The organism is Thermonema rossianum DSM 10300, from assembly GCF_000426825.1.
GTDB lineage: Bacteria > Bacteroidota > Bacteroidia > Cytophagales > Thermonemataceae > Thermonema > Thermonema rossianum.
On sequence record NZ_AUGC01000012.1, the window covers coordinates 14795 to 40344 of the forward strand.

Sequence of the window (25550 nt, forward strand, 5' to 3'; positions counted from 1 at the left end):
GGAATTCTATCGAATGTAGGTTTTGGGCAAATATTACTGAAGTGCCGACTGACTGTAAGTCTTTAGCTCAAAGACCAGGGGGCGTAGCGCTTTAATCTGCGCAGGACGCTTGTAATAACGCAAAGGAGCATAGCGCTGCGCAACCAAGTGTTGCCAGCAGGCCGCAAAGGAAGAATCGGCCTCGGCTATATGCTGTAAAAACTGCCATAAATAAGTGCTCTTTACGGCAAAAGCCGCCCCTTCAGACTGCGTGTGCTTCCCGGTAATAACGCCTACCAGCCGTCCGGCGCCATCAAACAAAGGGCTGCCACTATTGCCGGGGTTCACCGGAATGCTGATTTCATAGGCCAAGGTGTCGCCCTCATAACCGGTGTGTGCACTCACCGCGCCCACGCCATACACCAGGTCTTCACGGGGATAAGCCAAGGTGAACACCTCCTCGCCAAGGTCTATGGTGCCCGCTATCAACCGTAAGCTTTTCAAATCATATTCATTAGGCTGAAAAGCAGTATCTTCTATTTTCAAAAGAGCCAAGTCCAAGGTTTTGTCGAAGTGTACCAAAGCGGCATCGAGCTGGATGGTGTCTTGCTCGCGATATTGCACCAATTGCATGCTGCGTGCGTTTTCTACGGCATGGTAGGTAGTAACCACGTAGCCTTCGGCAGAGAGCAAGAAAGCAGTGGCGCTGGTGTTGGCCTGCCGCAAAGCAGGCATATCTTCTTCTTCTTTTTCCCGCTCTTTTATTAAAGAAGCGTTTTGCTCGCGTATTTCATCAATATCGCGTTTTAAGGCTTGGTAATAGTTCTGCTGCTTTACCTCAAGGGTATTTACCTTATAGAAATTGATGGCAAATACTGTCACTACTGCCGCCACCGAGGCCGCAATCAGCATGCTGGATAAATGATAATGCCACACCTTGGGCTTGCGCACCGGAGCGGCATCAGCCCCAAACGGCTTTTCCTGTGTGGAAGCCTGCTGTTTCTTTTCGGCAAAGAACAAAGCCCCGGCTTGTTGGATACGCTTCTTCAGCTGCTGTGACTTCCAGTAAGCCTCCATATTTTGGCGAAGCGTACAATAGTCCTCCCATTCCTTTTGCAGGACTTTGTCCGTTGCCAACAGCTGCTCAAAGTGTTGTCTTTCCTCTTCACTCAGGCGCTGTTCATAGTAGCCCTCTATCCACGTTATGCGCTCCTCCCATTTCATATCATTGCTTAATAAAGTCTTTTATTAACTACTTAACATCCAATATCTTAAAAAAATAACGCTTCAGACGCTGCAAACATTTATACTTTTGATTTTTGGCATTTTTGGCATTGGTATATCCAAATAAGTCGGCTATTTCCTGCATACTTCTATGCTCGAAGTAATAGGCTTTCAATAGCTCTTTACAAGGGCTCCCCAATTCCTCCATTGCCCGGTGCATAGCCCGGCGTTGCTGCTCCATTGCTTCCCAGTCTTCATTCTCCTCTTCTAAGGGAATGAACTCCTGAAAGTCATCTACGTCTAAATGTCGTTTTGCATCGCGCAGGCGTTTGAGCCACATGCGTCTGCAAATGGAATACAGCAAGGTGCTCAGGGAAGATGTAAGCATGAAATGCGGCTGTGACACTTTTTCGCAAAGCACAATCAAGGCTTCTTGAAAAATGTCTTGCGCATCGGCTTCACTTCCACTATTCTGCACAATAAAGTGCTCTACGCTATGGTAGCTCATTTTGTATAGCTGCAGGATGGCAGCGGTGTCTCCCCTGCGGATTCCCTCCAGCAGTTGTTCATCTGTAGATGACTGAATGGGCATAGTGCTCGTTTGTGTCGGCGATACATGACTTTCTATCTTTCCGAATCTATGCATATATGCCCATTTTTACAAACAGCCCGGGACCATCCTTGCATATAAGGATACCTTTTTTGCCGGAAGGTAACCCATGCCCGAAGAAAAAATTATGCTTTGCCTGCGCTCAGATGCTTTTTTAAGCGCGCCAGTGATGCCATACCGGCACCAATAACTACCATGAACAAAGTCGCCCATTTGGCGGTAGTGCCAAAGGCAGCCAAGCGACCGGCAAAAGCAGGGAAAGCGGGATAAGCATGCAGCAAAAAAAGAATGGAAAGGTTTTCTACATAGTCAAAAAAGGCTGCTGCAAAAGGAAGAAACTTCCAATACCGGTACTTTGTCTTTTCGCGCGGTGAGAGCAACTGTAAAAGCAGGTAAAAGAAAAGCGAGTAGCACAACGGATAAAGCAGGTCGGCCTGTAGAATCATTTGCCGGTATATGCTGCGCCCTTCACTGCCCAAGTTTTGTAGCAGCTGCCTAAGCTCCCCGGTAGAGTACATCAGGTGTACGTCCGGAAGGCGATACTGCTGCCCGGCAACAGCTTCTATCTGCTGCATGAAGGAAGGGAAAACATAGGTGTTGAAAAAAAACATAGCCCCCGCCGGTAACACCAGCCACAAAAGCCAATATCGCCTCATGCTCCAAGGTTTTAACTGCCGTATCGCATAGTTTTTAAGTGGCCAAAAAGCTTACTTAAATTATTTTGCATATACCGGCTGGTGGAAATACTTATCGAGTAAAGGCTTGTAAACATCTAAAAATTGTTGATAACACCAATCTCTCAAAACGGAGCGCTCGCTCGGATGCAGCAATACCAAAGCTTTGCGCAATTCTCTTTCAAACAAAGCAGCATCAAAGCTTACTTTTTGCAAGATGGTCTTCATGTACTCCAACATAACTTTCAATAATTTAGCATTAACTTAGGCGTAGCGATGCATCATAGGCAGCGTCGTTTTTTTCAATTTTAAGAAAAAAATTTATTGTATGCAAGCGCCCAAACAATGAATAGTGCAATAAAAACAAAATATAGTACAATATTACTACTTTTTCTGCTGCTATTTACTGCCTCGCGGGCAGGTGCCCAGCAGGTAGAAGTTGCTACAGGTGACACGCTGCTGCACCTCTATGAGCCCTTTTCCATATCGGTCAGTATTTTCAACGAAGAATTTCGCACACTGAGCGCCTTCCCTGATTATCCGCTTCTCAAAAAAGGCGAGCGCTTTACTGAAAGTACAACAGAAAACAGCAATGAAGGGGCTATAGTAAAGCATAGCATTACCCAGTATTACTATCCTCAAGAAGAAGGGTATTTGCACTTGCCCGAGCGCAGTATGCAAGTCAACGACAGCATAGTGAAAATTCCTGCATTAAGCCTGCATGTTTTACCTCCGCTCGAAGGGCAAGAAGCCCCCGAGTGGTATGAAACGCCCCTCAGCAAAGAAGAGCAGGAAGCGCTGCCCGCTCAAGATGTTTACCTGTTGCTATATCTGAATAAAGATACGGTGTACATAGGCGAAGAATTTCATTTGCGTTTGTCTTTGTTAGTAAGCAAGCAGCTGCGTGCTGCTTATGAGTTTCCGGATATAGGCAAGCAAATGCTGCGCTTGTCAAAAACACTCACGCCCGTACAGTGTTGGGTAGAAGACTTCACCATTCATCAACTGTATGCGCAAGAAGTGACATTTCAAGGAAAAAAATACGACAGTTATACGCTGTTTGCAGCTTCCTTTTTCCCTTTTCAAACCGGCGACATAGTCATACCGGCACCTTATATTGAAGGCAACAAGGCAGGGAAGGGCATAGACACCGGCTTCCGGCTTTATGCCGACTCTGCGCGGGTGCATGTCAAGGCGCTGCCGCCGCACCCCTTGGCCACACGAGTGCCCGTAGGCAATTTTTATTTGGATGAAAAGCTCAGTATTCCCAACAATATGCTTTCAGCGGTCACGGGGCATGTGGTGGAATACAGCCTTGCCATTGTGGGGTATGGCAATATAGCCAGTGTGCCGCCACCCGCCATGCAAGTGCCCGCGGGTCTGGATGTTTATGAAAACGGCAGTGTACAAAACATCAAACGAGCAGGCACTTCTGTCTTTGGTACCAAGCTGTTCCGTTACCGTTTGGTGGCGCGCAACCCGGGCAAATATCCCTTGGGGCAATACATTGCCTTTGTGTATTTCAATCCATCGGAAGCACGTTACGACACCCTGCGCCCTCGAAGTGTTTTGGAAGTAGTAGGCGCCCCATTGCCCGATGCACACAAGAAGCAAATAAAAGCGGCCTATGAAGCCTATCGCCCGGAGGCCCCCTGGGTACACTACCTGCACCTGCCTGCCCGGCTTTGGCTGCACCGCCAATATGTTTTGTACAGCCTCACGGGCATTGCTATTCTTTGCCTGCTTTTGTTTTTACTCAAAAACAGGCGTCCTTGAGTTTATTGTTATTTTTGCCTGTAAGACAAAACCGAAACCGGAACATGAATCAATCAAACAAAGCTGTAGTTATTGTCACAGGCGCCTCGTCGGGAATAGGCAAGGCCTGTGCCGAACGTTTCGGAAAGGCCGGCATGCGCGTAGCCATCACCGGCAGAAACCAAGAGCGTTTGGAAGCCACTGCCCAAGCCCTGCGCAACCAAGGCATTGAGTGCCTGGCTGTGCCCTGCGATGCGGCAAAAAAAGAAGACAACGAACGAATGGTGCAGCGGGTAGTAGAAGAGTGGGGGCAAATCGATATATTAATCAATAATGCCGGTATTTCCATGCGGGCGCTGTTCGAAGACCTTGACCTCTCGGTCATTGAACAAGTCATGCAAATCAATTTCTTTGGAACGGTCTATGCCACGAAATATGCACTGCCCTACATCATAGAGCGCCAAGGCAGCATCGTGGGGGTATCTTCCATTGCCGGTTATCGCGGATTACCTGCACGTACCGGCTATTCAGCTTCCAAATTTGCCATGAATGGTTTTTTGGAAGCCCTGCGTACCGAACTGCTCAAAAAGCGGGTGCATGTGCTCACTGCCTGCCCGGGCTTTACTGCTTCAAACATACGCAATACGGCACTTGCCAAAGACGGGCGTCCGCAAGGGGAGTCGCCGCGTGATGAAAAAAAATTGATGAGTGCCGAAGAAGTGGCCGATGCCATTTTCAAAGCAGTAAAAAAACGCAAAAACACATTGATACTCACCGGCCAAGGCAAACTCACGGTGTTTTTAAACAAATGGCTGCCTTCTAAAATCATGGACAGGTTGGTGTATAACAACTTGGCAAAGGAAAAAGACTCGCCCCTACGCTAATTGTATATTGTGCTTATCGATTTGCTTGCGCAGGTTTATCAACGCATAACGCATGCGCCCCAAAGCCGTGTTGATGCTTACGTTGGTAGCCTGCGCTATTTCTTGGAAGCTCATATTTTGAAAATGGCGCATCTTGACTACCTCTTGCTGTGCCGGGGGCAGTGTTTCTATCAACGCATGCAATTTTTGTATTTTCTCCTCTTGAATTTGCTGCTCCTCTATCGACTCCTCATAAAAAGCCAAATCGTTTTCAAAATCTTCATTCCCCTCAATAGGCCCGGTCGGGTAGCGCTTGTTTTTGCGAAAATGGTCGATGGCAAGATTATAAGCAATGCGTGACACCCACGCAACAAACTTGCCCTCCTCCTGATATTTGCCCTTGCGCAGGGTCATCAGTGCCTTAATGAAGGTTTCTTGTAAAATATCTTCGGCAAGGGCTTCGTCTTTTACAATATTCACGATGGTTGCCATAAGGCGATCGCGATGTCGCGCCACTAAAAGCTCGAACGTAAGTGCCTCATTGCGGCTACTGATATCTTCAAATTGCTTTTTATCTAACTGTGGAGAAACGATGGTCATCATAGCACAAAACAAGTTAAAAGGTTGTTGTGCCATAAGTAAAGGCAAAATCGATTCCATCTTTTCCCCCAAGAAGCAAAAAGCCAATAAAACAGTGTATTTCAGGCTTTTTTTCTAATCTTCTACCAAAAGAGGGCCGGCTTACAAAAGAAAAAACTGCCCGTCATCGGACAGTTTTTGTTCGAAAACGAACACTTTTAACAGCTGCCTTACTCTTGCATCATATATTTCAGCTGAATCACTTCTTCTTTGGTAAGGAAGCGCCACTTGCCTCTCGGCAAATCTTTTTTGGAAAGCCCGGCATAAAGCGTGCGGTCCAGGTGCTTGACTTCATAACCCAGTTGCTCAAAGATGCGTCTTACAACCCGGTTCCAACCAATATGCAACTCTAAGCCAACCACATGGGGTTTGATGAGTGCAATGTCATCGACCTGTGCCACACCTTCTTCCAAACGCACCCCTTGCTTGATGGCCTCCAGGTGTTCGGGTGCCAGCGGTTTGTCGAGCGTCACTTCATACACCTTGCTGACACGATGCGAAGGATGCGCCAGCTTTTCGGCCAAATCGCCATCGTTGGTTAGAAGCAGCAAACCAGTAGTATCGCGGTCGAGGCGCCCCACCGGATACACCCGCTGTTCACAAGCACCGCGGATCAGGTCCATGACGGTGCGGCGGCCACGCGGGTCTTTGGTGGTGGTGATATAGTTTTTGGGTTTATTGAGCAATATATACACAAAAGACTCAGGCAGAATGCGCCGGCCGTCCACTTCCACCAAGTCGTCGCGCTTCACTTTTAGTCCCAGCTCCTTGACCACACTGCCATTTACTTTTACCCGCCCTGCAGCAATAAGCTTGTCGGCTTCACGGCGCGAACATATGCCCGAGCGGGCAATATACTGATTGAGGCGTAGCACCCGGGGCGTTGGGGCTTTCTCTTTTTTCAAAAATGCTGCTTTTTCTTCCCGTTTTGCTTCTTTGTGTCTTTTTACAAAGGGTTTGCGGGATTCCTGTTTGCCTTCTTGCCTTTCCTTCCTGCCCAAAAATTTCTTTTTGTTTTCAGAAGCGTTTTCCTTTGAGGTCCTTCTTCGCGACGGTCCTTTTTGTCTGTTCATAATAGTACTGTGTTACTTGAAAATAAACCTTGCAAAGGTATTAAAAAATTGCCCAACGAATTTACCAACAACAACTTCCGTTGAAGGAAAACAAGAAAAAATTGGAAAAACACCGTATTCTTTCTATTTTTATTTTTATCCTCAGAAAAATGCAAGACTTATTAAAGCCTCCTTCTATGGTACAAGATGAAGTACTCTACAACGCTGATTTTGCTCAAGTTATTTACCACGCCGACACCGACATTTTACGCTTGAATCTGATTGGCAACATCATGAAAGAAGACTATCAAACCGCATGGAATGTGCTGCTTGATTTTTATTTGGAGAAGCAACCCAAAAAGGTACTGATAGACCAACGCCCTATGAACAAAGCCAGCCTTGAATCGCGTGCATGGTTTGTAGTAAAATGGCTACCTAAATTCAAAAGAAAAGTAAATCAAAAAATAAGAGTAGCCGTATTATTTTCTAAAAGCATTGCCATGAAAATAGGTGGGCAATTTTTGGTAGATTCGGCCACAAAAGACGTCCCCAATTTGGAGATTAAAACCTTTCAAAGCGAAGAAGATGCCCTGTTGTGGTTGCATCAGGTAGCTGACTAAAAACGATAACACAATGAGCCCGGAAATCTTATTGAACAACGAAGTGGCACGCATAGAATACCTGCCACAAGACTCTTTTTTGAAGCTTACGCTTATCGGAAATCTCGATAAAGATGACTATCAATCCACATGGAACTTTTTGCTGGACTGCATCATGGACAAACAACCAAAAAAGATTTTGGTGGATCAGCGTCCTATGACCAAAGCCAGCATAGAGTCCAGAGCGTGGTTGTTGGTGAAATGGGTGCCCAAATTCAAGAATAAAGTGGTGCACCCTACGAAAGTAGCGGTACTCTTCTCCAAGAGTCTCGCAGTGAAAATAGGCGGCGAGTTTTTGGTAAATGCCGCCTCTAAGGAGGTGGAAAGCGCTCAATTGAGGGTGTTTCAAGACGAAAACGAAGCCTTGCGTTGGCTGCAAGAGTAGCTCCCGGCATACAATGCCCTGCCCCCGTACCGGCTGCCCACACCATTGCCTTGTGGGCAGCCGCCTTTGCCCCGTCGCAAGACACCACTGCCCGGTGGAAAGCTATTGAACAATGGTGCCGACAACACGCATGGCAGTGCTTCATTCCGCCTTCCTTTTCATCTTTTCATGCATTTGCGGGCACAGCCACAGAGCGTATCCGGGCACTGCAATCGCTCTTGACGCATCCCCAGGTGGCGGCTATATGGGCAGTCAGAGGGGGCTATAGCAGTTATCACTTGTTAGAGGATTTTCCTATTGAACAATGGCGAAAAAAAATGCCATGGCTTATCGGGTTTAGCGACCTGACAGCCCTGCAGCTGTATCTTATCAAGCAAGGCATTGCTTCTTTGCACGCCCCCATGCCTTCGGTGTTACACAATACCCATCCGGATGCACTTCGCCACTTGGCTACTTTTTTGCAAGGTGGTGCGCCTGTTTATACAGCTCCTGCACATCCTCTGCAGCAAGCAGGTGAGGCAGAAGGCTGCCTGATAGGGGGCAATTTGGCCGTACTTTGCAGCCTTATAGGCACTCCCTTTATGCCGGAATTGCAAGACTGCATACTTTTCATAGAAGAAGTGGGGGAGCACAGCTACGCCATCGACCGCATGTTGCATCATTTGCACTATGCCTTTCCCTTGCACCGCCTGCGTGGCTTAATTATAGGGGCAGTGAGCCGCTCACCTGATGGTGAATCACAAGAATACCTTTACAAGCGCATAGCCGAGATAGTGCAACAAAAAGCGCCCCACTTGCCCTTTTGTTTGGGGTTCCCGGTAGGGCATGAAAACCAAAACTATCCTATGCTACAAGGCGCTATGGTAAGGCTTAGCATCCATGCTCAAGGGTGCACGCTATCTTTTCAATTGCAGTAACTCTTCGTACAGCTCCGCATACTGCCGGGCTACTACTGCTTCAGCATAGTGTTTTTCTACCCACTGCCGTGCCAAGGGGCGCAGCATGGCAGCCTGTTTCATCAAAAACAAAATGCCATCCACGCAAGCTTCGGGCGATAGGTCGCGCATCAGGTAACCATTGTGCATGTGTGCAATCATCTCCGGAATGCCACCCACAGGTGTAGCCAATACAGGCGTGCCACTTGCCATGGCCTCCATGATGGTGTTGGGCAAGTTATCCTGACGCGAAGTCAACACATAGGCATCGGCAGCTGCATACAGACGATTCAGGGCGGCGGGGTCGCGGAAACTGCCCAAGTGCTTATGTTCAATTTTTTTGAATGCTTCGAAGTCGGCAGTCTTGCCAAAAGTACAAAGCAACAGGCGCCCGGCTGTCTCCGGCTGCTCTTGTTCCAAACGCCGCAATGCTTCCCATAAAATATCCATGCCCTTGCGTCTGTCGTTCAATGAGGCGGCACCACAAAGTAAAATAAAGCGATCGTGGGGCAACTGCAGCGTATCTCGCGCCTGCTGCTGTGGTAAATACCTGAACAAGTCTGTATTTATTGGGTTAGGAATATGCCTGATGGCAGTCGCATGCAAAATGCCTGCTGCCCGCGCGCAATCGGCCAGCCAGCGGCTGCACCCAACCCAGCGAACTCCTCCTGCCCGGAACTGCTGCCAAACACTGCTCTTGCCCTGCCTGTGATTTTGCACCATGGCGTGAAAAGGCCTTCGCACTTTAGGACACCGGACACACCCCTCCCGGTAGCCTTCACATGCACCGCTGTAATGACACCCGCCCGTAAACGTCCACATATCGTGCATGGTAACAACCACCGGCTTATGCCATGTGCTCATGCTACGCAAAGCATGTAGCGAAAGAAAAGCATCATTTACCCAATGCAGGTGGATGATGTCGGCCTGTTGCACTAAAGGATGACGATGCAGTGCCATGCCCCAAGGTGCCAAGGAAAACTGAAACCAATCTTCCTTTTTTTGTAAAAGGAAGCGCATACTCAACTCTTCGGCTATAAACTTTGCCCACCATTGCTTTTGCAAAAGAAAAGCCGGTGCACGGCTGTATATCCCTTCGTCCGGCCGGTGTGGCGAAGGTTCTACGTGTAAAAAGTTGATATTGAAAGCCGTATATTTATGCAAGCTGTGCCACAGACGTGTTGCGGCAATGGCGGCTCCCCCCTTGTTGAAATAGGTACTTAGTATAAGAGCTGTTGGTTTCTTCAAGGCTTTGTCGTTTGGACGGTTTGTAAAACTAACACAACAGCACTATTTTGCCTATTATTTGCATTATTTTTGAGGTCATTCAGCCTGTTTGAACATCAACAATTAAACACAAAAACCATCAAATACCTATGTTGCGACTTATCATTCCAATGGCCGGTATGGGCAAACGCATGCGCCCCCACACCCTTACAGTACCCAAACCATTGATTCCCATTGCCGGCAAACCCATCGTGCACCGTTTGGTAGAGGACATTGCCAAAACCTGCCCGGAGCCTATTGGCGAGGTGGCCTTCATCATTAAAGAAAGCTTTGGTAAAGAAGTGGAAGAAGCCCTGCACAAGGTAGCGGAAAGCATACAGGCAGAAGCCAAAATTTATTATCAACACGAGGCGCTGGGCACGGCACATGCCATCTTGTGTGCCGCTGACAGCTTGCAAGATAAAACCATCATCGCCTTTGCCGACACACTCTTCAAAGCAGACTTTACCATAGATACCAACCAAGATGGCATCATTTGGGTACAAGAGGTGGAAGATCCACGCCCCTTTGGTGTGGTAAAGCTCGACGACCAAGGTTATATCACGGAATTTATAGAAAAGCCCCAAACCCCCGTTTCTAATTTAGCCATCATCGGCATCTATTACATTAAAGACGGTGCCAACTTGAAAAAAGAGCTTCAGTACCTTATAGACAACGACATAAAAGAGAAAGGCGAGTATCAACTAACCAATGCCCTTGAAAACATGAAACAAAAAGGGCTGCGCTTCACCACAGGGCAGGTGAGCGAATGGTTGGATTGCGGAAACAAAGATGCTACCGTGCACACCAATCAACGTTATTTGGAGTTTATCAAAGACAGGCCCTTGATTGACGGCAGCGCTGTCATTGAGCAGTCGGTTATTGTTCCGCCCGTGTATGTAGGCGAAGGGGTGGTTATTCGAAATGCGGTGGTGGGCCCCCATGTCTCGATAGGTGCCCATAGTCATATAGAAAACGCCATCCTAAAAAACGGTATCATACAAACCAATAGCCAAATCAATGGTTTAATTGCCGAGAATTTCATGATTGGCAACTTTGTTGTATATTCAGCTAAACCCGAAGACCTTAGCATCGGCGATTATAACCAAATCAAAAAATAACGATGGCAGCAGTTCGAAGTGCTCTTCTTTTTCTGTGTTTGTTGCTTGCCACACAGCCAAGCCATGCACAGAAGCGCAAGCAAAAAAGAAATGAGGAAAGCGGACGCGAGCAAGTGTTGCTGGCAGAAGCAGAACTCATAGAAGGCATGCGTTATTACATTCAGGATAATTACGACAGAGCACTTCAACACATATTGAAGGGCATACGCCTCAACCCCAAAAGCAGTGGCTTGTATTACCAAGCCGCTGTTACTCTTTCTAAAATGAACAAAAACGAAGAGGCGCTGGTATATGTGGAAAAAGCACTCAGTTTAGAAAACAGCAACCCTTACTATTATATTTTGAAAGCTCATTTGCAAAGTGCGCTCTTTCAATACAAAGAGGCAGCCAAAACCTATGAATTGCTGATAAGTCATTTTCCGAACTACAGTTTTTATGCGCTTGATTTGGCACTGCTCTATGAAGAGCAACTAAACGAGCCGGAAAAGGCGCTGTCTGCCTACCGCAAACTGCTGGCGGAAGTAGGGGACTCGGAAGAAGTGCTTGCACGTATGCAACAGCTTTATACCCGACAGGGCGAATACGTAGAAGCATTTCGCATAGCCCTGCGCCGCCTCGAACAACAGCCCGGTGACCTTGCGCCTTACCTGCCTTTTGTGGAGCTGATTGAACGTGGCACCCCCGCGCAAGTAGAAGCAATGACCCGGGCCATCGGCAGCGATGCACAGCTAAAAACGCGCCCGGAAGCCCAAATCATGTTGGCACTGGGCTTGTACAGACTTGAAAAAAAAGACGACAGCCGCCATATTTTACGCTCTGTCATTGAAAACCCCGGCACCGGCGAGGCACTGCGCGAAGTGGCAGTCTTAAGCTATGTGCGTATGTTTAAAGATGAGGCAGACCCAAGCTTTCAGCTGAAGTACCTTGAAAAGCTATGCCGCAAAAATCCCCACAATACCGACTTGCTCAATCAGTATGGCAGCGCTTTGCAAAAAACATATCACTATGCCGAAGCCGCCCGGGTATTCCTGCAAAGCCTGGAAACCCAAAGCTCGCAAATAGAAATATGGCTGCGCCTGTTCGACTGCCTCGACAAAACAGCGCAGTACCGCCTTTTTTACACCAAAACGCAGGAAGCACTCGAGCTTTACCCTTTTCAAGGCATCATATGGACCTGGCATGCCACTGCCTGCCTGCGGCTAAAAAAGAGTGAGGAAGCCGCCCGCGCCATCAAACGGGCACGCGAGCTGACAAGCAGCAATCAGACTGTTTTTTTGGCAGAAATAGACAGGATAGAAGCGCTTTTGTGGGCGCAACAGGGCGCATTTGAGAAAGCTGTCCAAAAAATGGAAAGCCTTTTAAAGGAATATCCACAGTCCACACAGCTGCTGTATGAGTATTGTTTGCTGCTGGCAACCCACAAGCAGAAACTTGAACGCGCGTATAGCCTCTCGGAAAAATTAACTAAACTTGCAGGCGATAATCCGCTTGCACAATACGCACGGGGGCGGGTCCTCTACAGCCTGGGCAAATACGCAGAGGCAGTGGACTATTTGCAGCAAGCAGCCGGGCGTTTGCCCACTGCCTACACCTTGGAGCACTACGGCGATGTGCTTTTCCGTTTGGGCAAGGTGGAGGAAGCGGTCAAGCAATGGCAACAAGCCATGCAATATTCCGATACACCGGACACATTGAAGAAAAAAATTGAAGAAAAAAAGCTATATGAAAATTAAGCACTTACTGTATTTTCTTATTCTCACCTCTTGCTTTTTGTTTTCTTGTAAAAAGCGCACCTTTTCCAAAGTAGATCTCAGCGACAGCCTGCTGGTGAGCAGTACCCATTTTCAATACCTTAGTGCCAAAGCAAATTTGGATTTCACGCTTCCTTCACAAAATGCCAAAGCAAAAACAGCCATACGCATGCAACAAGACTCGCTGATATGGCTTTCCATAGGCAGTTCCATGGGCATTGAGGTGCTAAGAGTGCAAGCCAACCCCGACAGCATCTGGGTTATCAACCGCGACCAACAAAGCTATCAAGTGTTTGCCTTTCAAGAACTGAGCGAGCGCTTCAGTTTTCCTTTATCTTTTCATTTGGTACAAGACCTGCTGGTGGGCGAAATGCCCGTAAAGCAGTTTTCTAAAAACCAAACCATGCTTAACGACGACGAGTATGTCATCACACAACAAATCAATGGCATTGAAATACAGAATTACATGAGCACCGCCACACGCAAGCTCAACCGCTTGCTTATCAAAGATACCCGCAGTGGCAGTCTGATGGAAATTGTTTACCAGCACTACACCCTTGTAGATGGCATTTTGTTTCCTTACCACATCAAAGCGCAATTACACTACCGGGACAAACAAAGTGGCGAAAAGCAGCGCATCAAGGCTGAAGTAGAGTATCAAAAAATAGAACTGAGCAACGAACCGCTGCGTTTTCCTTTTAAAGTGCCCGGCACTTACCAAAAGACCAATTAAATGTTTTGGCACAATATAGTTACCACCCTTCGCAGCCTGCTGAAAGGCCTGCAACTCACCCTTCGGCACTTGATTCAAGCCAAAGAGCGGCGCCCTGCACTGCCCATTTGGCATCCCGATTATTTTCAATACACCCGCGGGCGGGTTACCCTGCAATACCCACACGAGCAAATACCTGTGCCTGACAACGGGCGCTACCGCTTGCACAATGAAATCGACGACTGCATTGTATGCGACAAGTGCGCCAAAATATGCCCGGTTGACTGCATAGAGATAGAAGCCATCAAATCGCCCGAGCCCATAGGCACCACCAGCGATGGCACCGTCAAAAGGCTGTATGCCGCCAAGTTCAATATCGACATGGCCAAGTGCTGCTATTGTGGGCTGTGCACCACGGTTTGCCCCACCGAGTGCCTGACAATGAGCAAAACCTTCGACTACACCGAAGCCGAGGTGTATGACCTGCTTTATTTATTTGGCAATTTGAGCAAAGAAGAAATTGCAGAAAAGCAGGCGCTTTGGGCACAATATCAAGCCGAGAAGCAAGCACAACCCAAGCCCAAGGCGCCGGACGAAAAACAGAGCGCACAGGCGGCTAAAGCCAAACCTGCGTTTAAACCCAAAACAAAAAAAGCCACCGCAACGGAAGAGGGAAAAGAAAAAAAACCATCTGCCAAGCCTGTGTTTAAACCCAAAATAAAGAAAACGGAAAAGACTTCGGCAGAAACAAGTCACGAAAGCCTGCAACAGCCCAAGCCCAAAATAAAGCCGGTGGTAAAAACGAGCGAAACGGGCACAGACGGTAATGACCTGCCCCCGAAGCAGGATGCCCCGAAGCCGAAAATGAGCAAACCGGTTATTAAACCCAAAATAAAGCCATCGCAAGCAGACGAAACAAGCAATTCCCTTCCCGGCAAAAATCCGGAAGTAAAGCCGGATGAGCCTAAAAAGAAGGCAGCCAAACCGCTGATAAAGCCCAAAATAAAACCTGTTGACAAAACAGACTCAACAGAAGAACAAGCAGCAAAAAGCAAGAAAATAAAGCCGGTTATTAAACCTAAAATACCGCCTAAAAAAGATTCAGACACATGAATAATTGGCTTCCTTATATGTTTGGTGCTGTGGTGATAGGCAGTGCTGCCTATGCCGCCTTCAGCAAGCACTTGGTGCGTGTCATCTTTGCTCTTTTGGCTTGTTTGCTTGGTGTGGCAGCCCTTTATGCCCTGCTGATGGCCGAACTCATAGCCGTAGCGCAACTCATCGTTTATATTGGCGGGCTGTTGATTGTATTGCTTTTTGCCGTTTTGCTGACCCAACGCCATACCCAAGGTGGGCCACCACGCATCCATAACCGAAATGTTTTAGCAGGCTGGCTGTTGAGCCTTTCTCTGCTGTGTGTGTTGTTTTATGGCATCATGCAGCTGTCGCTTCCCCGGCAAACGACCGAAGCACCTTCGCTTTACGAACTTAGTGCCGGGCTCATGACCAAACACTTAGTGGCATTTGAGATTGCCGGCTTGCTGCTTACCATTGCCCTTATTGGGGCTCTGTACTGGACGAAAAAAGCACAAACACAAACAGATACGGACTAAATCGCTCATTTTCTGAACACAAGCAGCTACAGTTTGGTGTTTTTTTATTAAATTAGCTTTTGCATTCTTCGTCATTATCATCACTTCTTGTATAAAAAAGCATGCTGCTCCACACTACCATAGAGCAACTGGTTCGAAACAATTACGTTTATGCCATGGCATTGCGCCATTTGGGCATCCGTTTTTTTGAACACCCACACACCACAGTGGCAGAGCTCTGCCGCCGCTATGCATGGAATGAGCAGCACATATCTTCATTTTTTGCAGACTACCACAGGCTGTTCCGTAATCTTTCTTTAAAAGAAGCCCAATCGTGCAGTATTGAGTTTTTGCTGGATTTTCTACGGCATGCACACCGCTTGTTTGTTCGCGAGCGTCTGCCTTTTATAGCAGAGCTTATCGAAGCATTGCCGGTGTCGCCTGCACACAAAGACCTGATAGAAGATTTAAAGGTGCTTTTTCCTTTATTCAGCGAAGAGTTTATTCTTCATATTCATGAGGAAGAGGACCACTTTTTTCATTACATAGAGCTACTCACACAAGCCAAAAAAGAAAAAAAGCCCTCTGCCGGGCTCATTTTCAAAATGCAAGAAACGCATATAGGAAGTTTTGCGCTTGACCACGAAACCCACGATGACGAAATGCGCGGCATCCGGCGCCTGACCCACAACTACCACATCCCTGCCGATGCGCCTACCAACCTGGTCGTTGTGTTGTCAGCCCTTTCCGATTTTGACAAAGAGTTGCATTTGCATGCTCAAATTGAAAACGAAATACTGTTTCCCAAGGCTCTACGCTTAGAGCAGGAAATAAGACGCAGCTTTATGGTGCATCTGTTTCCGCCCAATTGACTTAATCCTTCTCGCTCAAAGAGGTGTTGTTTTCCCAAGCTTCGACAATCTTGCGCAAAGGATTTTTCTTATTGATAAGCTCGTAAGCCTCTATGCCTTCCGTCTGCTGGTTGGGCAATATGATACGGAACTTGGTGCCTTTGTCTATCTCGGATGCTTTCACAAAAATGCGCCCCTTGTGATAATTCTCCACAATGCGCTTGGCCAAGGTAAGCCCCAAACCCCATCCGCGTTTCTTGGTAGTATAGCCGGGCGTAAATATTTTTTTGAATTTCGACTTGGGAATGCCTTTTCCCGTATCGCTTACGTCTATAATCGTCTTTTTGTGATTGGCAGTTACTTTTAATTTGATTTCTATTTTTCCCACGCCGTTCATGGCATCCACTGCATTCTTGCAAAGGTTTTCAATCACCCACTGAAACAGATGCCTGTTCATCAATACGCGTGTATCCTTCAAGGTGTAATTGATGACCTCCATTTCCACCTTCGGTGATATGCGCGGACGCAAATAATCAATAATCTCTTTCACCACCTCATAAGGATTCTCCGGCTTGAAGGTAGGTTTTGAGCCTATATTTGAAAAGCGCTCGGTAATGATTTGCAAGCGTTTAATGTCTTTTTCCAACTCGCCCAACACTTCGTGCCCTTTAAACTGCTCATCGTGTTTGAGCAGCTCCACCCAAGCCATCAAAGAAGAGATGGGCGTCCCCAACTGATGCGCCGTTTCTTTTGCCAAGCCCACCCATATGCGGTTTTGCTCTGCCTTTCGCGAATACGAAAAAGCCAAGTAGGTGAGAAAGCCAAAGATAGCAATCACACTCAACTGCGCATAAGGATACCAACGCAGTTGATAAATCAAATCGGAATTGCGGTAATAAATCTTATTGTGAGTGGGGGCACCTACTTCATACTCCACAATAATGGGCGAGTGCTCTTGTTTCATGATTTCCAGCTCCCGCTGCAGAATCCGCTCTTTTCGCTCCGGCGAAACTCCCGGCGGTATATCTATGTTCTTGTACGTGATTATGTTCCCTTCATGATCTGTGAGAATCACCGGGATATGTTGGTTGGACTTGATAATTTCATCGAAAATAAAGGTAAGAGGCTCATTGTTTTCGGGGTCCAAGGTAAAGCGCAAAGCCGAGGCATAAAGCTCTATTTGCTCTTTTTCGCGCTCTACCAGTTTTTTCACCAAGGTGTCGGTATAATAAAGCGACACCCCACCTATCAGAAGGGCTATCACGAAAACCAATAGCTTAAACTCCGACTTATGTCTGTAAATATCCATCATGAAGTTAAGCGGCTTGCTTATTTAGAATCTTTCTAAATTTCAACTTGTTGATTGTAATCATTTATCCCATTGTGAATTAAACGCTAATTTTGCAATAATCAAAACTTAGAAAAATGCTATACGGTTTCAAAGCACTTACCCTCACTTACCATACAGCCCCCGTAGAAGTGCGCGAACGTTATGCGCTCAATGAAGCAGAAGCCAAGCAGTTGTTGCAAATGCTTCAGGAGCAAGGCATACAAGAGGCAATGGTGCTTTCTACCTGTAACCGTACGGAAATATACTACTCTTCCCAGGAGCCGCAAGAAGCCTTGCTGTTTTATGCTTTGGGCATGCTCAAGAGTTATCCCATAGACCAAGATAAGCAATATTTCTTGCATCTTGGCGATCAGCGCGAAGCTGTTCGCCATCTCTTTGAGGTGAGCTTGGGACTGGATTCACAGGTGCTGGGCGACCTTCAAATCATCAATCAAGTAAAAAGGGCTTATCAATGGGCTGCCGATCTGAACATGGCGGGCCCTTTTCTGCATCGTTTGATGCATACCATCTTTTTTGTAAACAAACGCGTGGTGCAGCAAACGGCCTTCCGCGATGGCGCCGCTTCTACTTCCTATGCGGCTGTTGAAATTGCCGATGAAATCAGCACTGCTATCCACGAGCCTGTGGTGCTGGTTGTAGGGGTAGGGGAAATAGGCGCCGACGTATGCCGAAACTTGGTAGGCAGACCCGTAGGCGAGGTAATCATTACCAACCGGACTTACGAAAAAGCCGAGGCGCTGGCAGCAGAAACCGGCTTCCGGGCTGAACCTTTTGACAAACTCGACGCACTCCTGCACAAAGCCGATATTATTATTTCATCGGTAGGCATGGCACAGCCCCTGTTCAATAAAGAACGTGTGGCGGCTCTTCCTATCGCTTCATTCAAATACTTCATCGACCTTGCCATTCCACGCAGTGTGGCCAAAGAAGTTGAAGACATTCCCGGCATGGTGGTTTACAACGTGGACGACATCAGCCAACGGGTGCAGGCCTCTCTTGAAACACGCAAGCAGGCCATTCCGCAAGTGCGCGCCCTCATGGAAGAAGGATTGGCCGAGTTTGAAGAGTGGTCGAAGGAAATGGAAGTATCGCCTACCATCAAGAAACTGAAAAACGCACTCGAAGAAATCCGGCAAAAAGAGATAGCCAAGTACCTGAAGCATCTCGACGAAAAAGAAAGAGCTGCCGTAGAGCGGGTAACCAAAAGCATGATTCAAAAAATCATACAGTTGCCGGTGCTTCAGCTGAAGGCAGCCTGCAAACGCGGCGAAGCAGAAACCTTGGTCGATGTGCTCAACGACCTGTTCAACCTCGAAAAACAAGCCGTCAAATAGTTCAACTGTATGGCGCTCATCATGGATGTACGAGGACACTCGCCCCGCTGGGGGGAAGGTTGTTTCATAGCCCCCAATGCCACTATAGTAGGCGACGTGCTCATGGGCAATCATTGCAGCGTGTGGTTCAATGCCGTGATACGGGGCGATGTAAACAGCATTCGCATTGGTGACTACTGCAACATACAAGATGGCGCCGTCATCCATTGCACCTACGAGCGCACCAAAACCATCATAGGCAACCGGGTATCCATAGGGCATAACGCCATTGTTCACGGGTGCACCATTCACGACAACGTGCTCATTGGCATGGGTGCCATTATCATGGACGGTGCTGTTATTCATAGTGGTTCCATCATTGGCGCCGGTGCGGTGGTATTGGCCGGCACCGTCGTAGAAGCCGGCACCATATGGGCAGGCAACCCTGCGCGCTTCATTAAAATGGCCGGCGATAAAAGTGATGAAATTGCCCGCATTGCAGGCAACTACCCCCTCTATGCTTCCTGGTTTCAGCAAGAAAAAGAATAACGACTTCCTGTAATCATTCTATCCATACACTGCCATAGTGGCGTGGTCTCGCATCTCTACTACAGGTACTCCCCCCTCTCTTATTCAACAGCTTTGCCTTTTAGCCGTCTTGCCAAAAAGCGCCGGCAAGCAGCATTTCTTAAATACAAGTAAGTTGGAATTTTTTGCACTTTTTTTCGCTTTTATTATTAGCTTTGCTATCTTTGTTTAGTATTTAATCAAAAATAACTCTCTTTAAATCAAGAACTTTCAGTTCAAATATTGGATTTTTGCTCAAAAAATCACAAGAAACGAATAAACTATGGATACCATACAAATACACTTGATTTATGGCGCGGCATTGATAGCCGTTGTCATCGTGATGAGCCTGTGGATTATGTGGCTGCACTTGAAAAACAAAAGTCTTACCGAGCGCAACAAAGAACTCTATGAGCTGATATTCCAACGCCTCGATATGGTCACCAACAGCTCCGATTATGCCCTGATTATCAGGCAAAACAACCAATTGCGCAAACAATTCGAAGATTTGAAAGAAGTGGTGGTAGAATACATCGTACATCACCTGCAGCGCGAAAACACTCAACCGCATCATCATTCTTTATATGCTCAAACTCAAAAAAATGCCGAAAAAGAGCCAACACAGCGAACCCAACCTCATGCCATAACTCCCGGCGATACCATTATTGAGCAAAGGCTGGCTTTCGAAGAGATAGCCAATAAGAAAGAAGACGAGGAAGATGCCTTTACCGAAGAGCTGTTGATTCAAGAAGCGCTGCACCTTATTCAAGCCCAAGGCGGCATTCAATCGCAACACAAGCCGGCACCGGCAAGCCCACACAATGCTAAGAATGGCAAAGTAGCTACGGGGCAGGAGAGAAGCACTTCCATTGAAAGCAAACAAGAAGAAGAAAAGGAACAACCCGGGACCGCTTCGCTTGATTCCATACAAAAAGAGTTGAACGACGTGGAAGCGGCAGAGCAAATGATACTCAAAAGGCTCTATGCAGAAGCACTTGACCTGATAAACCAAGCCCTTTCTCAAAGTGAATCACTCACAGAGCGTGCCGTTTTACTCATTGAAAAGTTGATTGTGCAAAAAGCGTTGCGCGCCAACTCGGAAACCACCGAAGAACAAATCGATGAGATGATACGCCGCAAGATAAGCTTGCAGTTCGACTTTAGCAGACTCAACTTTCATATAGAAAACGAAATGGAACAGGTTCCCTATATAGAACGAAGACTCATACAAATGAAAATGCAGCTGCTTTCCATGAAGCGTTGACAACAAAAATAAAAAAGCACCGCATGAAAAGAGCGCAGTGCTTTTTTACTCTCTTCACAATCACCCCACCATTACATACTCCGTAGGGTAGCCGTAATTTGTGCTGATTACCTTCGTGCTGAGAGCCAGCGCTAAGGTGAGCGTGCCCACACGTCCCAGATACATAGACAGGATGATGATGCACTTGCCGGCCGCCGATAACTCCGGCGTAATGCCCAAACTTAAACCTACCGTAGCAAATGCCGATACTTGTTCAAAAATAAGAGAGAGCACCGGCAATTCCGGCTCGGTGATGGTCAGAAAGAAGATAGCCAAAAAGTTATAAACCACCGCCACAATGAAAACGGTATAAGCTTTTGAAATCACCTCCGGGGCAATGCGGCGGTGCCCAAGTTCCAAATCTTTTTTGCCCCGTATGCTGTCGATCATGGCAAAGAAAAGCACAGTAATCGTAGTGGTTTTTATTCCTCCGCCCGTAGATGCAGGCGATGCCCCTATAAACATCAAGCCTATGAACATCAGAACCGTAGGCACCCGCATTTGGCTTAAATCAACGGTGTTGAAGCCTGCGGTACGTGTAGTTACCGATTGAAAGAAAGAAGCAATGAGGGCTTCCATGGTGTTCATGTCACGAAGCAGGGCATGGCGTTCAAGAGCATAGAATACAACGGTACCAATCAGCAGTAAAAACAAGGTAGTATAAACCACAATTTTAGTACTGATACGCCAGTCTTTCCATGGCTTTTCCAAGCGTTCGCGCAGCCGTTTAATAGAGAAATCGTTCCAGGTGCCAAAGCCAATGCCCCCTAATATGATAATGAAAGCAATGACCAGGTGCAGCATATAAGCCGAACGAACCCCCTCTTCATATAAGCCATTGGAAAAAAGACTGAAACCGGCGTTACAAAAGGCAGACACTGAATGAAAAACCGAGTAAAAAATCTTTTGCCAAAGGCTTTCAAAAGGAACACTGCTTCCCCAAGCCCAAAAAATAAACAAAGCCCCTAAGCCTTCAAACAAAAAAGTGAAAGTAAATATTTGACGCAGCAGCACCACACTGCTTTTCAGGTTTTCGGTGCTCAATATATCTCGAAGCAGCGACTGATGGCGTATTCCCACGCGCTCTTGGGCAAACAAAGCAAAGAAAGTGGCAAATGTAACGATGCCGATACCCCCAAACTGTATCAGTACGAGAATCACAACTTGCCCTTTGAGCGTGAAATAGGTAGCCGTATCGACCACAATCAGCCCTGTTACGCAAGCAGCACTGGTGGCTGTAAACAAAGCATCAAGAAAAGGCATGCTGTCCGGTCCTTTTGTGAACGTAGGCAGCATCAACAAGCCGGTGCCCACGGCAATCAACAGCAAAAAGCTCAATAAAAAAAGTGTGGAAGGTTTGGTATTGAGTCGTGAAATAAAATGCCCGCTGCGCCCTATTTCCAAAAAAAGCCATAGGAGCAAATAGGAAGACAAAATAAGCTCATAAAAAGCGCGTGGACTCTCCCACTCTAAAAAAAGTGCCAATTCTGCCAGCAGTCTTTTATTCAGCAATAAATTCAACAACACATTGACAAGCAGAAACAAAACCAGAATTGTTTCATACCAATGCCGCCAGGCAAAGCGCCACCAGTTGTCTGCATATACCAGCTTGGCAATGTATAGTATGACAAACAGCGCAAAGACAATATCAAAGAAGTCGAACACCAACTCTTTTTCTATGTCACTCAAATAAAAACCATAAGCTATGACCAATAAGATGATAGCCAACAGGGCATTTACCATTGAAAGCGCACGGATAATCAGCTTGGCATCGGCTGCTGTCTCATAAACAAACGAGCGGAAGCGCTCTGCCAACTCTCTACTCCAAAGGTTCATCTTATTCCGGTCTTTTTGGTGTTAGTTTGAAATCGCCACTTGCTTCCACACAGCCGCCTGACGTGCTGCCTCTTCCATAAAACGCGCGCGCGGCACCGGCACTACGCCCGGGTATTCACACACGATGCCGCCGGCCAAGTTTGCCAGGGCGGCCGTAGGATAAGGGGGCAAGCCCAATGCCAAACAAAGCGATGCCACTGCAATGACCGTATCGCCGGCTCCCGACACGTCGGCAATGCTGCGCACATGAGCAGGCACATGCCACTCGCCCTCTGCCGATTGCCAATATACACCTTTCTCCGAAAGGGTGGTCATCAAATGAGTAGCCTGCAAGCGCTGCCGCAATTGAGCTACCACTTCTTTAAAAGCAGGAGACAACGGCTCTACCTCTGCCAACATTGCCTCTTTCAATTCCTTGAGATTGGGCTTAAACAAATCGACCGCCGTGTAAGCAAAAAAATTGCGTTTTTTAGGGTCCACCGTTACCTTGATGCCCCGCTTGTGCGCTTCGCTTACCACCCATTGTATCAGCTCCGGGGTCAGGCATCCTTTGTCATAGTCTTCAAATATCACGACATCGGCTTGCCGGAGCAAGGGGGCTATCTGCGCCCGGAATTGTCCGGTTTGCACTTCGTTCAAAGGGCGGTCTTCTTCTGCATCGACGCGCAGCAGCTGTTGGCTGCCGGCTATAATACGGTGCTTGATGGTAGTAGGGCGGTCATCTACCTGCAAAAGCCCGCTCGTGTTCAGCCCTTCTTCTTCCATCAAAGATAAAAAGCGTGCGGCTTCGGCATCGTTGCCCAACACACCACACAAGATGGCTTCTGCCCCCAATGCTTTCACATTCAAGGCTACGTTGGCAGCGCCCCCCAAACGCCACTCTCTTTTTTTTACGTTTACTACCGGCACCGGCGCTTCGGGCGAGATGCGCGTGGCTTGCCCCCACAAATAAGAGTCAATCATCACATCGCCCACAATCAGCACGCGCAGGCCTCGAAAACGCTCAAACAGTGCTTCTACTTTTTGCTTATTCATTCCCTTTGCGTCTTCTCCTTTCTTTGGCTTTTACTGAAGCTGTGCCAACTTGTCTTTTATTCGCTTGAGTGCCTCGGTAAGTGATTCGTCGGATGCAGCAAAAGAAATGCGGATGCAGTTGGGCGCTCCGAAAGCATCGCCGGCAACCAAAGCTACATGCGCTTCATTGAGCAGATACATACACAAGTCTTCTGCATTGGCAATGGTTTGCCCCCGGTAAGATTTGCCAAAGTAGCTGCTCACGTCGGGGAAAATATAAAATGCCCCTTGTGGCACATAGGTACCCACGCCGGGAATCTCTTTGAGCAGGTTCAGCACCAAATCCCGTCTGCGTTGAAATGCCTCTTTCATGGCTTGTATGGGGGCACGGTCGCCGGTAATGGCGGCATAGGCCGCTTTTTGTGCAATAGAGCAGGTAGCCGACGTAAACTGCCCTTGCAGCTTGATGCAAGCTTTGGTAATAGGAGCAGGGGCATGCAAATAGCCCACACGCCAGCCGGTCATGGCAAAGCCTTTCGAAAAACCGTTGACCGTTACCACACGGTCGTGCATATCCTCAAAAGCCCCTATGCTAAAGTATTCGCCCGTGAAGTTGATGTACTCGTAAATCTCATCGGAAATCACAACGACGTTGGGGTATTCCTGCAACACATCGGCAAAGGCACGCAACTCTTCTTTTGAATACACGGTGCCGGTAGGGTTCGAAGGCGAAGAATATAAAACCACCTTGGTTTTGTCGGTCAAGGCAGCCTTCAATTGTGCGGGGCTCACCTTGAACTGATTGTTGATGTCGCCTTGAAGAAATACGGGCTTGCCCTCCGCCAGTTCAATCATTGCCAGGTAACTCACCCAATAAGGTGAAAAAACCACCACCTCGTCGCCGGGGTTCACCAAGCATAGAATTGCATTCATCAAAGCTTGCTTGGCACCGGTGGTAACTACCACCTGCTCGGCTTTGGCAGGCAGGGCATTCTCTTTACGTAGCTTTTCAGCGATGGCTTCGCGCAGCTCCAAATAAGCAGGCACCGGCGTATAAAAAGAGAAATTGTCGTCTATAGCCTTTTTGGCAGCTTCTTTAATATGGTCCGGGGTATAGAAATCGGGCTCTCCCAAACTCAACTTAATGACTTCAACGCCTTGGCGCTCCAGTTCACGCGCTTTGGCAGCCATTTGTAAAGTGGCCGATTCCGACAAGCGGCTTACCCGCTCAGCAATTTGTATTTTATCGAAAGAAAGAGTACTCATAAACAAAGCTTTGTTTGAGTTTCAAGATATGCAAATCTAATGTATCTTTGTAAATAAAGAGACACTTTTTCAACTTCTTCATTTTGCCACACTTATGTATCGCTGCACTTACCCTTATGCGTTGTGTTATGCCTATTGCGTACCTAAAGGCCAAGGGCGCCGTCTGGTGATTCCCGACATTCACGGCTGCTATCATTCGTTACGCACTTTGTTGCAGCGAGTACAACTCGAGCCCCGCGATCAGTTGTTTTTGCTGGGCGACTACATCGACCGCGGGCCACACAGCAGCGCTGTCCTCCGGTTTATTATGAAGCTGCAAAAGGAAGGGTATGAGATATACCCGCTGCGGGGCAACCATGAACAAATGCTGCTGGAAGTGTATTTCGAAAACCCCGCACAGCTGAAAGAGCACTTGTCGTTTCATCAAGCCACCGATTTGCTTTCAACCGATGGCAGCTTAGACCCGGATATTATCGATTTTTTGCTGCATTTGCCCTTTTTTATTGAAACCGACGTGGCTATTCTGGTACATGGGGGATTGGACTGCCGGGAAAGCAACCCGTTTACTGCTTTCGACAAACTGCTGTGGACACGCGACAGCCGCGGTGCCGAAAAATGGCTGCGTGGCAAAAAACTTATACACGGGCACACACCCCGTCTTCTGTTTCAAATAGAAGAAGCCATTGAAGACGATGCCCCTTTTATCAACTTAGACAACGGCTGTGTGGTGGCAGACGACAACCACGAAGCAGGCAACCTGCTTTGTTACGACATAGACAAGAAAAAAATCATTGCCGTCCAGCCCAATGTAGATGCCGTTCGAAGCCGCTAA

At 47.5% G+C, this 25550-nt stretch carries 26 protein-coding genes; 15 read left to right on the plus strand and 11 right to left on the minus strand.

Annotated elements, in window-relative coordinates; all coding sequences use genetic code 11:
* Nucleotides 1-33: 33 nt before the first annotated feature.
* From K384_RS13430 to K384_RS09175, 4 genes are all read right to left on the minus strand, one after another.
* The gene (locus K384_RS13430; protein ID WP_051633284.1) at nt 34-1203 is read right to left on the minus strand and encodes a S1 family peptidase; all 1170 of its coding nucleotides are present in this window, start codon (nt 1201-1203) and stop codon (nt 34-36) included.
* Between the two features lie 28 nt (nt 1204-1231).
* Nucleotides 1232-1849 carry an RNA polymerase sigma factor gene (locus tag K384_RS09165; RefSeq protein ID WP_084147182.1) on the minus strand — a complete coding sequence of 206 codons (618 nt, stop codon included), beginning with the start codon at nt 1847-1849 and terminating at the stop codon, nt 1232-1234.
* An 89-nt stretch (nt 1850-1938) separates the two neighbouring features.
* Complete coding sequence (locus K384_RS09170; RefSeq protein ID WP_038031640.1) at nt 1939-2469, minus strand: hypothetical protein; 531 nt, start codon at nt 2467-2469, stop codon at nt 1939-1941.
* A gap of 60 nt (nt 2470-2529) precedes the next feature.
* Nucleotides 2530-2727, minus strand: coding sequence for a hypothetical protein (locus tag K384_RS09175; RefSeq protein ID WP_038031642.1), 198 nt, complete (start codon nt 2725-2727; stop codon nt 2530-2532).
* Between the two features lie 105 nt (nt 2728-2832).
* Between K384_RS09175 and K384_RS09180 the strand changes: the two genes are divergently transcribed.
* Both K384_RS09180 and K384_RS09185 read left to right on the plus strand, forming a co-directional pair.
* A complete protein-coding gene (locus tag K384_RS09180) occupies nt 2833-4263 on the plus strand; it encodes a BatD family protein (RefSeq protein ID WP_038031644.1) in 1431 nt (476 codons plus the stop codon).
* Between the two features lie 44 nt (nt 4264-4307).
* The gene (locus tag K384_RS09185; RefSeq protein WP_038031646.1) at nt 4308-5126 is read left to right on the plus strand and encodes an SDR family oxidoreductase; all 819 of its coding nucleotides are present in this window, start codon (nt 4308-4310) and stop codon (nt 5124-5126) included.
* Here the strand turns inward: K384_RS09185 and K384_RS09190 are convergent.
* Both K384_RS09190 and K384_RS09195 read right to left on the minus strand, forming a co-directional pair.
* A complete protein-coding gene (locus tag K384_RS09190) occupies nt 5118-5708 on the minus strand; it encodes an RNA polymerase sigma factor (RefSeq protein ID WP_245605300.1) in 591 nt (196 codons plus the stop codon). The two genes, K384_RS09185 and K384_RS09190, sit on opposite strands and share 9 nt — an antisense overlap.
* A gap of 206 nt (nt 5709-5914) precedes the next feature.
* The gene (locus K384_RS09195; RefSeq protein WP_245605301.1) at nt 5915-6649 is read right to left on the minus strand and encodes a pseudouridine synthase; all 735 of its coding nucleotides are present in this window, start codon (nt 6647-6649) and stop codon (nt 5915-5917) included.
* Nucleotides 6650-6993: 344 nt separating this feature from the next.
* Between K384_RS09195 and K384_RS09200 the strand changes: the two genes are divergently transcribed.
* The 3 genes from K384_RS09200 to K384_RS09210 are packed head-to-tail and all read left to right on the plus strand — an operon-like array spanning nt 6994 to nt 8757.
* Nucleotides 6994-7416, plus strand: a complete 423-nt coding sequence (locus K384_RS09200) for a SpoIIAA family protein (protein WP_169737643.1) — start codon at nt 6994-6996, stop codon at nt 7414-7416.
* A gap of 13 nt (nt 7417-7429) precedes the next feature.
* Nucleotides 7430-7840, plus strand: coding sequence for a SpoIIAA family protein (locus K384_RS09205; protein ID WP_038031651.1), 411 nt, complete (start codon nt 7430-7432; stop codon nt 7838-7840).
* Nucleotides 7825-8757: a S66 peptidase family protein gene (locus K384_RS09210; protein WP_051633285.1), complete on the plus strand. Its 933-nt coding sequence runs from the start codon at nt 7825-7827 to the stop codon at nt 8755-8757. The genes K384_RS09205 and K384_RS09210 overlap by 16 nt, the downstream gene beginning before the upstream one ends.
* Here the strand turns inward: K384_RS09210 and K384_RS09215 are convergent.
* Nucleotides 8737-10023, minus strand: coding sequence for a glycosyltransferase (locus tag K384_RS09215; protein ID WP_038031653.1), 1287 nt, complete (start codon nt 10021-10023; stop codon nt 8737-8739). The two genes, K384_RS09210 and K384_RS09215, sit on opposite strands and share 21 nt — an antisense overlap.
* 131 nt (nt 10024-10154) lie before the next feature.
* Here K384_RS09215 and K384_RS09220 point away from each other — a divergent pair, with 131 nt between their 5' ends.
* From K384_RS09220 to K384_RS09245, 6 genes are all read left to right on the plus strand, one after another.
* Nucleotides 10155-11162, plus strand: a complete 1008-nt coding sequence (locus K384_RS09220; protein ID WP_038031768.1) for a sugar phosphate nucleotidyltransferase — start codon at nt 10155-10157, stop codon at nt 11160-11162.
* 2 nt (nt 11163-11164) lie between these two features.
* The gene (locus K384_RS09225; RefSeq protein ID WP_038031655.1) at nt 11165-12895 is read left to right on the plus strand and encodes a tetratricopeptide repeat protein; all 1731 of its coding nucleotides are present in this window, start codon (nt 11165-11167) and stop codon (nt 12893-12895) included.
* Nucleotides 12885-13646: a DUF4292 domain-containing protein gene (locus K384_RS09230; RefSeq protein ID WP_038031657.1), complete on the plus strand. Its 762-nt coding sequence runs from the start codon at nt 12885-12887 to the stop codon at nt 13644-13646. The genes K384_RS09225 and K384_RS09230 overlap by 11 nt, the downstream gene beginning before the upstream one ends.
* Nucleotides 13647-14738 (plus strand): 4Fe-4S binding protein, encoded by a 1092-nt coding sequence (locus K384_RS09235; protein WP_038031659.1) that lies wholly within the window; start codon nt 13647-13649, stop codon nt 14736-14738.
* Nucleotides 14735-15238, plus strand: coding sequence for an NADH-quinone oxidoreductase subunit J family protein (locus tag K384_RS09240; protein WP_038031661.1), 504 nt, complete (start codon nt 14735-14737; stop codon nt 15236-15238). Before K384_RS09235 ends, K384_RS09240 begins: the two co-directional genes overlap by 4 nt.
* A 101-nt stretch (nt 15239-15339) precedes the next feature.
* Nucleotides 15340-16089 carry a hypothetical protein gene (locus tag K384_RS09245; RefSeq protein ID WP_038031662.1) on the plus strand — a complete coding sequence of 250 codons (750 nt, stop codon included), beginning with the start codon at nt 15340-15342 and terminating at the stop codon, nt 16087-16089.
* Between the two features lies 1 nt (nt 16090).
* On the opposite strand, the gene K384_RS09250 is transcribed toward K384_RS09245, so the two are convergent.
* Nucleotides 16091-17380, minus strand: a complete 1290-nt coding sequence (locus tag K384_RS09250; protein WP_071837482.1) for a sensor histidine kinase — start codon at nt 17378-17380, stop codon at nt 16091-16093.
* A gap of 113 nt (nt 17381-17493) precedes the next feature.
* Between K384_RS09250 and hemA the strand changes: the two genes are divergently transcribed.
* The 3 genes from hemA to K384_RS09265 all read left to right on the plus strand — a co-directional run bounded on the left by hemA (nt 17494) and on the right by K384_RS09265 (nt 20563).
* A complete protein-coding gene (gene hemA, locus K384_RS09255) occupies nt 17494-18753 on the plus strand; it encodes a glutamyl-tRNA reductase (RefSeq protein ID WP_038031663.1) in 1260 nt (419 codons plus the stop codon).
* A gap of 9 nt (nt 18754-18762) precedes the next feature.
* Nucleotides 18763-19281, plus strand: a complete 519-nt coding sequence (locus K384_RS09260; protein ID WP_038031664.1) for a gamma carbonic anhydrase family protein — start codon at nt 18763-18765, stop codon at nt 19279-19281.
* Nucleotides 19282-19582: 301 nt separating this feature from the next.
* Nucleotides 19583-20563 carry a hypothetical protein gene (locus K384_RS09265; protein WP_038031665.1) on the plus strand — a complete coding sequence of 327 codons (981 nt, stop codon included), beginning with the start codon at nt 19583-19585 and terminating at the stop codon, nt 20561-20563.
* Between the two features lie 60 nt (nt 20564-20623).
* On the opposite strand, the gene K384_RS09270 is transcribed toward K384_RS09265, so the two are convergent.
* The 3 genes from K384_RS09270 to K384_RS09280 are packed head-to-tail and all read right to left on the minus strand — an operon-like array spanning nt 20624 to nt 24718.
* Nucleotides 20624-22438 (minus strand): TrkH family potassium uptake protein, encoded by a 1815-nt coding sequence (locus tag K384_RS09270; protein WP_051633286.1) that lies wholly within the window; start codon nt 22436-22438, stop codon nt 20624-20626.
* A 21-nt stretch (nt 22439-22459) separates the two neighbouring features.
* Nucleotides 22460-23473, minus strand: a complete 1014-nt coding sequence (locus tag K384_RS09275; RefSeq protein ID WP_051633287.1) for a bifunctional heptose 7-phosphate kinase/heptose 1-phosphate adenyltransferase — start codon at nt 23471-23473, stop codon at nt 22460-22462.
* 30 nt (nt 23474-23503) lie between these two features.
* Nucleotides 23504-24718, minus strand: a complete 1215-nt coding sequence (locus tag K384_RS09280; RefSeq protein ID WP_038031668.1) for a pyridoxal phosphate-dependent aminotransferase — start codon at nt 24716-24718, stop codon at nt 23504-23506.
* A gap of 94 nt (nt 24719-24812) precedes the next feature.
* On the opposite strand from K384_RS09280, the gene K384_RS13435 reads away from it, so the two are divergent.
* Complete coding sequence (locus tag K384_RS13435) at nt 24813-25550, plus strand: metallophosphoesterase family protein (protein ID WP_051633288.1); 738 nt, start codon at nt 24813-24815, stop codon at nt 25548-25550.

Coding starts and splice junctions, on each gene's coding strand:
- K384_RS09205 (WP_038031651.1), top strand. CDS start 7,430: ATGAGCCCGGAAATCTTATTGAACAACGAAGTGGCACGCATAGAATAC.
- hemA (WP_038031663.1), top strand. CDS start 17,494: ATGCTATACGGTTTCAAAGCACTTACCCTCACTTACCATACAGCCCCC.
- K384_RS09200 (WP_169737643.1), top strand. CDS start 6,994: ATGGTACAAGATGAAGTACTCTACAACGCTGATTTTGCTCAAGTTATT.
- K384_RS13430 (WP_051633284.1), bottom strand. CDS start 1,203: ATGAAATGGGAGGAGCGCATAACGTGGATAGAGGGCTACTATGAACAG.
- K384_RS09235 (WP_038031659.1), top strand. CDS start 13,647: ATGTTTTGGCACAATATAGTTACCACCCTTCGCAGCCTGCTGAAAGGC.
- K384_RS09265 (WP_038031665.1), top strand. CDS start 19,583: ATGGATACCATACAAATACACTTGATTTATGGCGCGGCATTGATAGCC.
- K384_RS09180 (WP_038031644.1), top strand. CDS start 2,833: ATGAATAGTGCAATAAAAACAAAATATAGTACAATATTACTACTTTTT.
- K384_RS09225 (WP_038031655.1), top strand. CDS start 11,165: ATGGCAGCAGTTCGAAGTGCTCTTCTTTTTCTGTGTTTGTTGCTTGCC.
- K384_RS09170 (WP_038031640.1), bottom strand. CDS start 2,469: ATGAGGCGATATTGGCTTTTGTGGCTGGTGTTACCGGCGGGGGCTATG.
- K384_RS09165 (WP_084147182.1), bottom strand. CDS start 1,849: ATGCATAGATTCGGAAAGATAGAAAGTCATGTATCGCCGACACAAACG.
- K384_RS09190 (WP_245605300.1), bottom strand. CDS start 5,708: ATGATGACCATCGTTTCTCCACAGTTAGATAAAAAGCAATTTGAAGAT.
- K384_RS09270 (WP_051633286.1), bottom strand. CDS start 22,438: ATGAACCTTTGGAGTAGAGAGTTGGCAGAGCGCTTCCGCTCGTTTGTT.
- K384_RS09250 (WP_071837482.1), bottom strand. CDS start 17,380: ATGATGGATATTTACAGACATAAGTCGGAGTTTAAGCTATTGGTTTTC.
- K384_RS09230 (WP_038031657.1), top strand. CDS start 12,885: ATGAAAATTAAGCACTTACTGTATTTTCTTATTCTCACCTCTTGCTTT.
- K384_RS13435 (WP_051633288.1), top strand. CDS start 24,813: ATGTATCGCTGCACTTACCCTTATGCGTTGTGTTATGCCTATTGCGTA.
- K384_RS09185 (WP_038031646.1), top strand. CDS start 4,308: ATGAATCAATCAAACAAAGCTGTAGTTATTGTCACAGGCGCCTCGTCG.
- K384_RS09280 (WP_038031668.1), bottom strand. CDS start 24,718: ATGAGTACTCTTTCTTTCGATAAAATACAAATTGCTGAGCGGGTAAGC.
- K384_RS09260 (WP_038031664.1), top strand. CDS start 18,763: ATGGCGCTCATCATGGATGTACGAGGACACTCGCCCCGCTGGGGGGAA.
- K384_RS09245 (WP_038031662.1), top strand. CDS start 15,340: ATGCTGCTCCACACTACCATAGAGCAACTGGTTCGAAACAATTACGTT.
- K384_RS09240 (WP_038031661.1), top strand. CDS start 14,735: ATGAATAATTGGCTTCCTTATATGTTTGGTGCTGTGGTGATAGGCAGT.
- K384_RS09175 (WP_038031642.1), bottom strand. CDS start 2,727: ATGTTGGAGTACATGAAGACCATCTTGCAAAAAGTAAGCTTTGATGCT.
- K384_RS09275 (WP_051633287.1), bottom strand. CDS start 23,473: ATGAATAAGCAAAAAGTAGAAGCACTGTTTGAGCGTTTTCGAGGCCTG.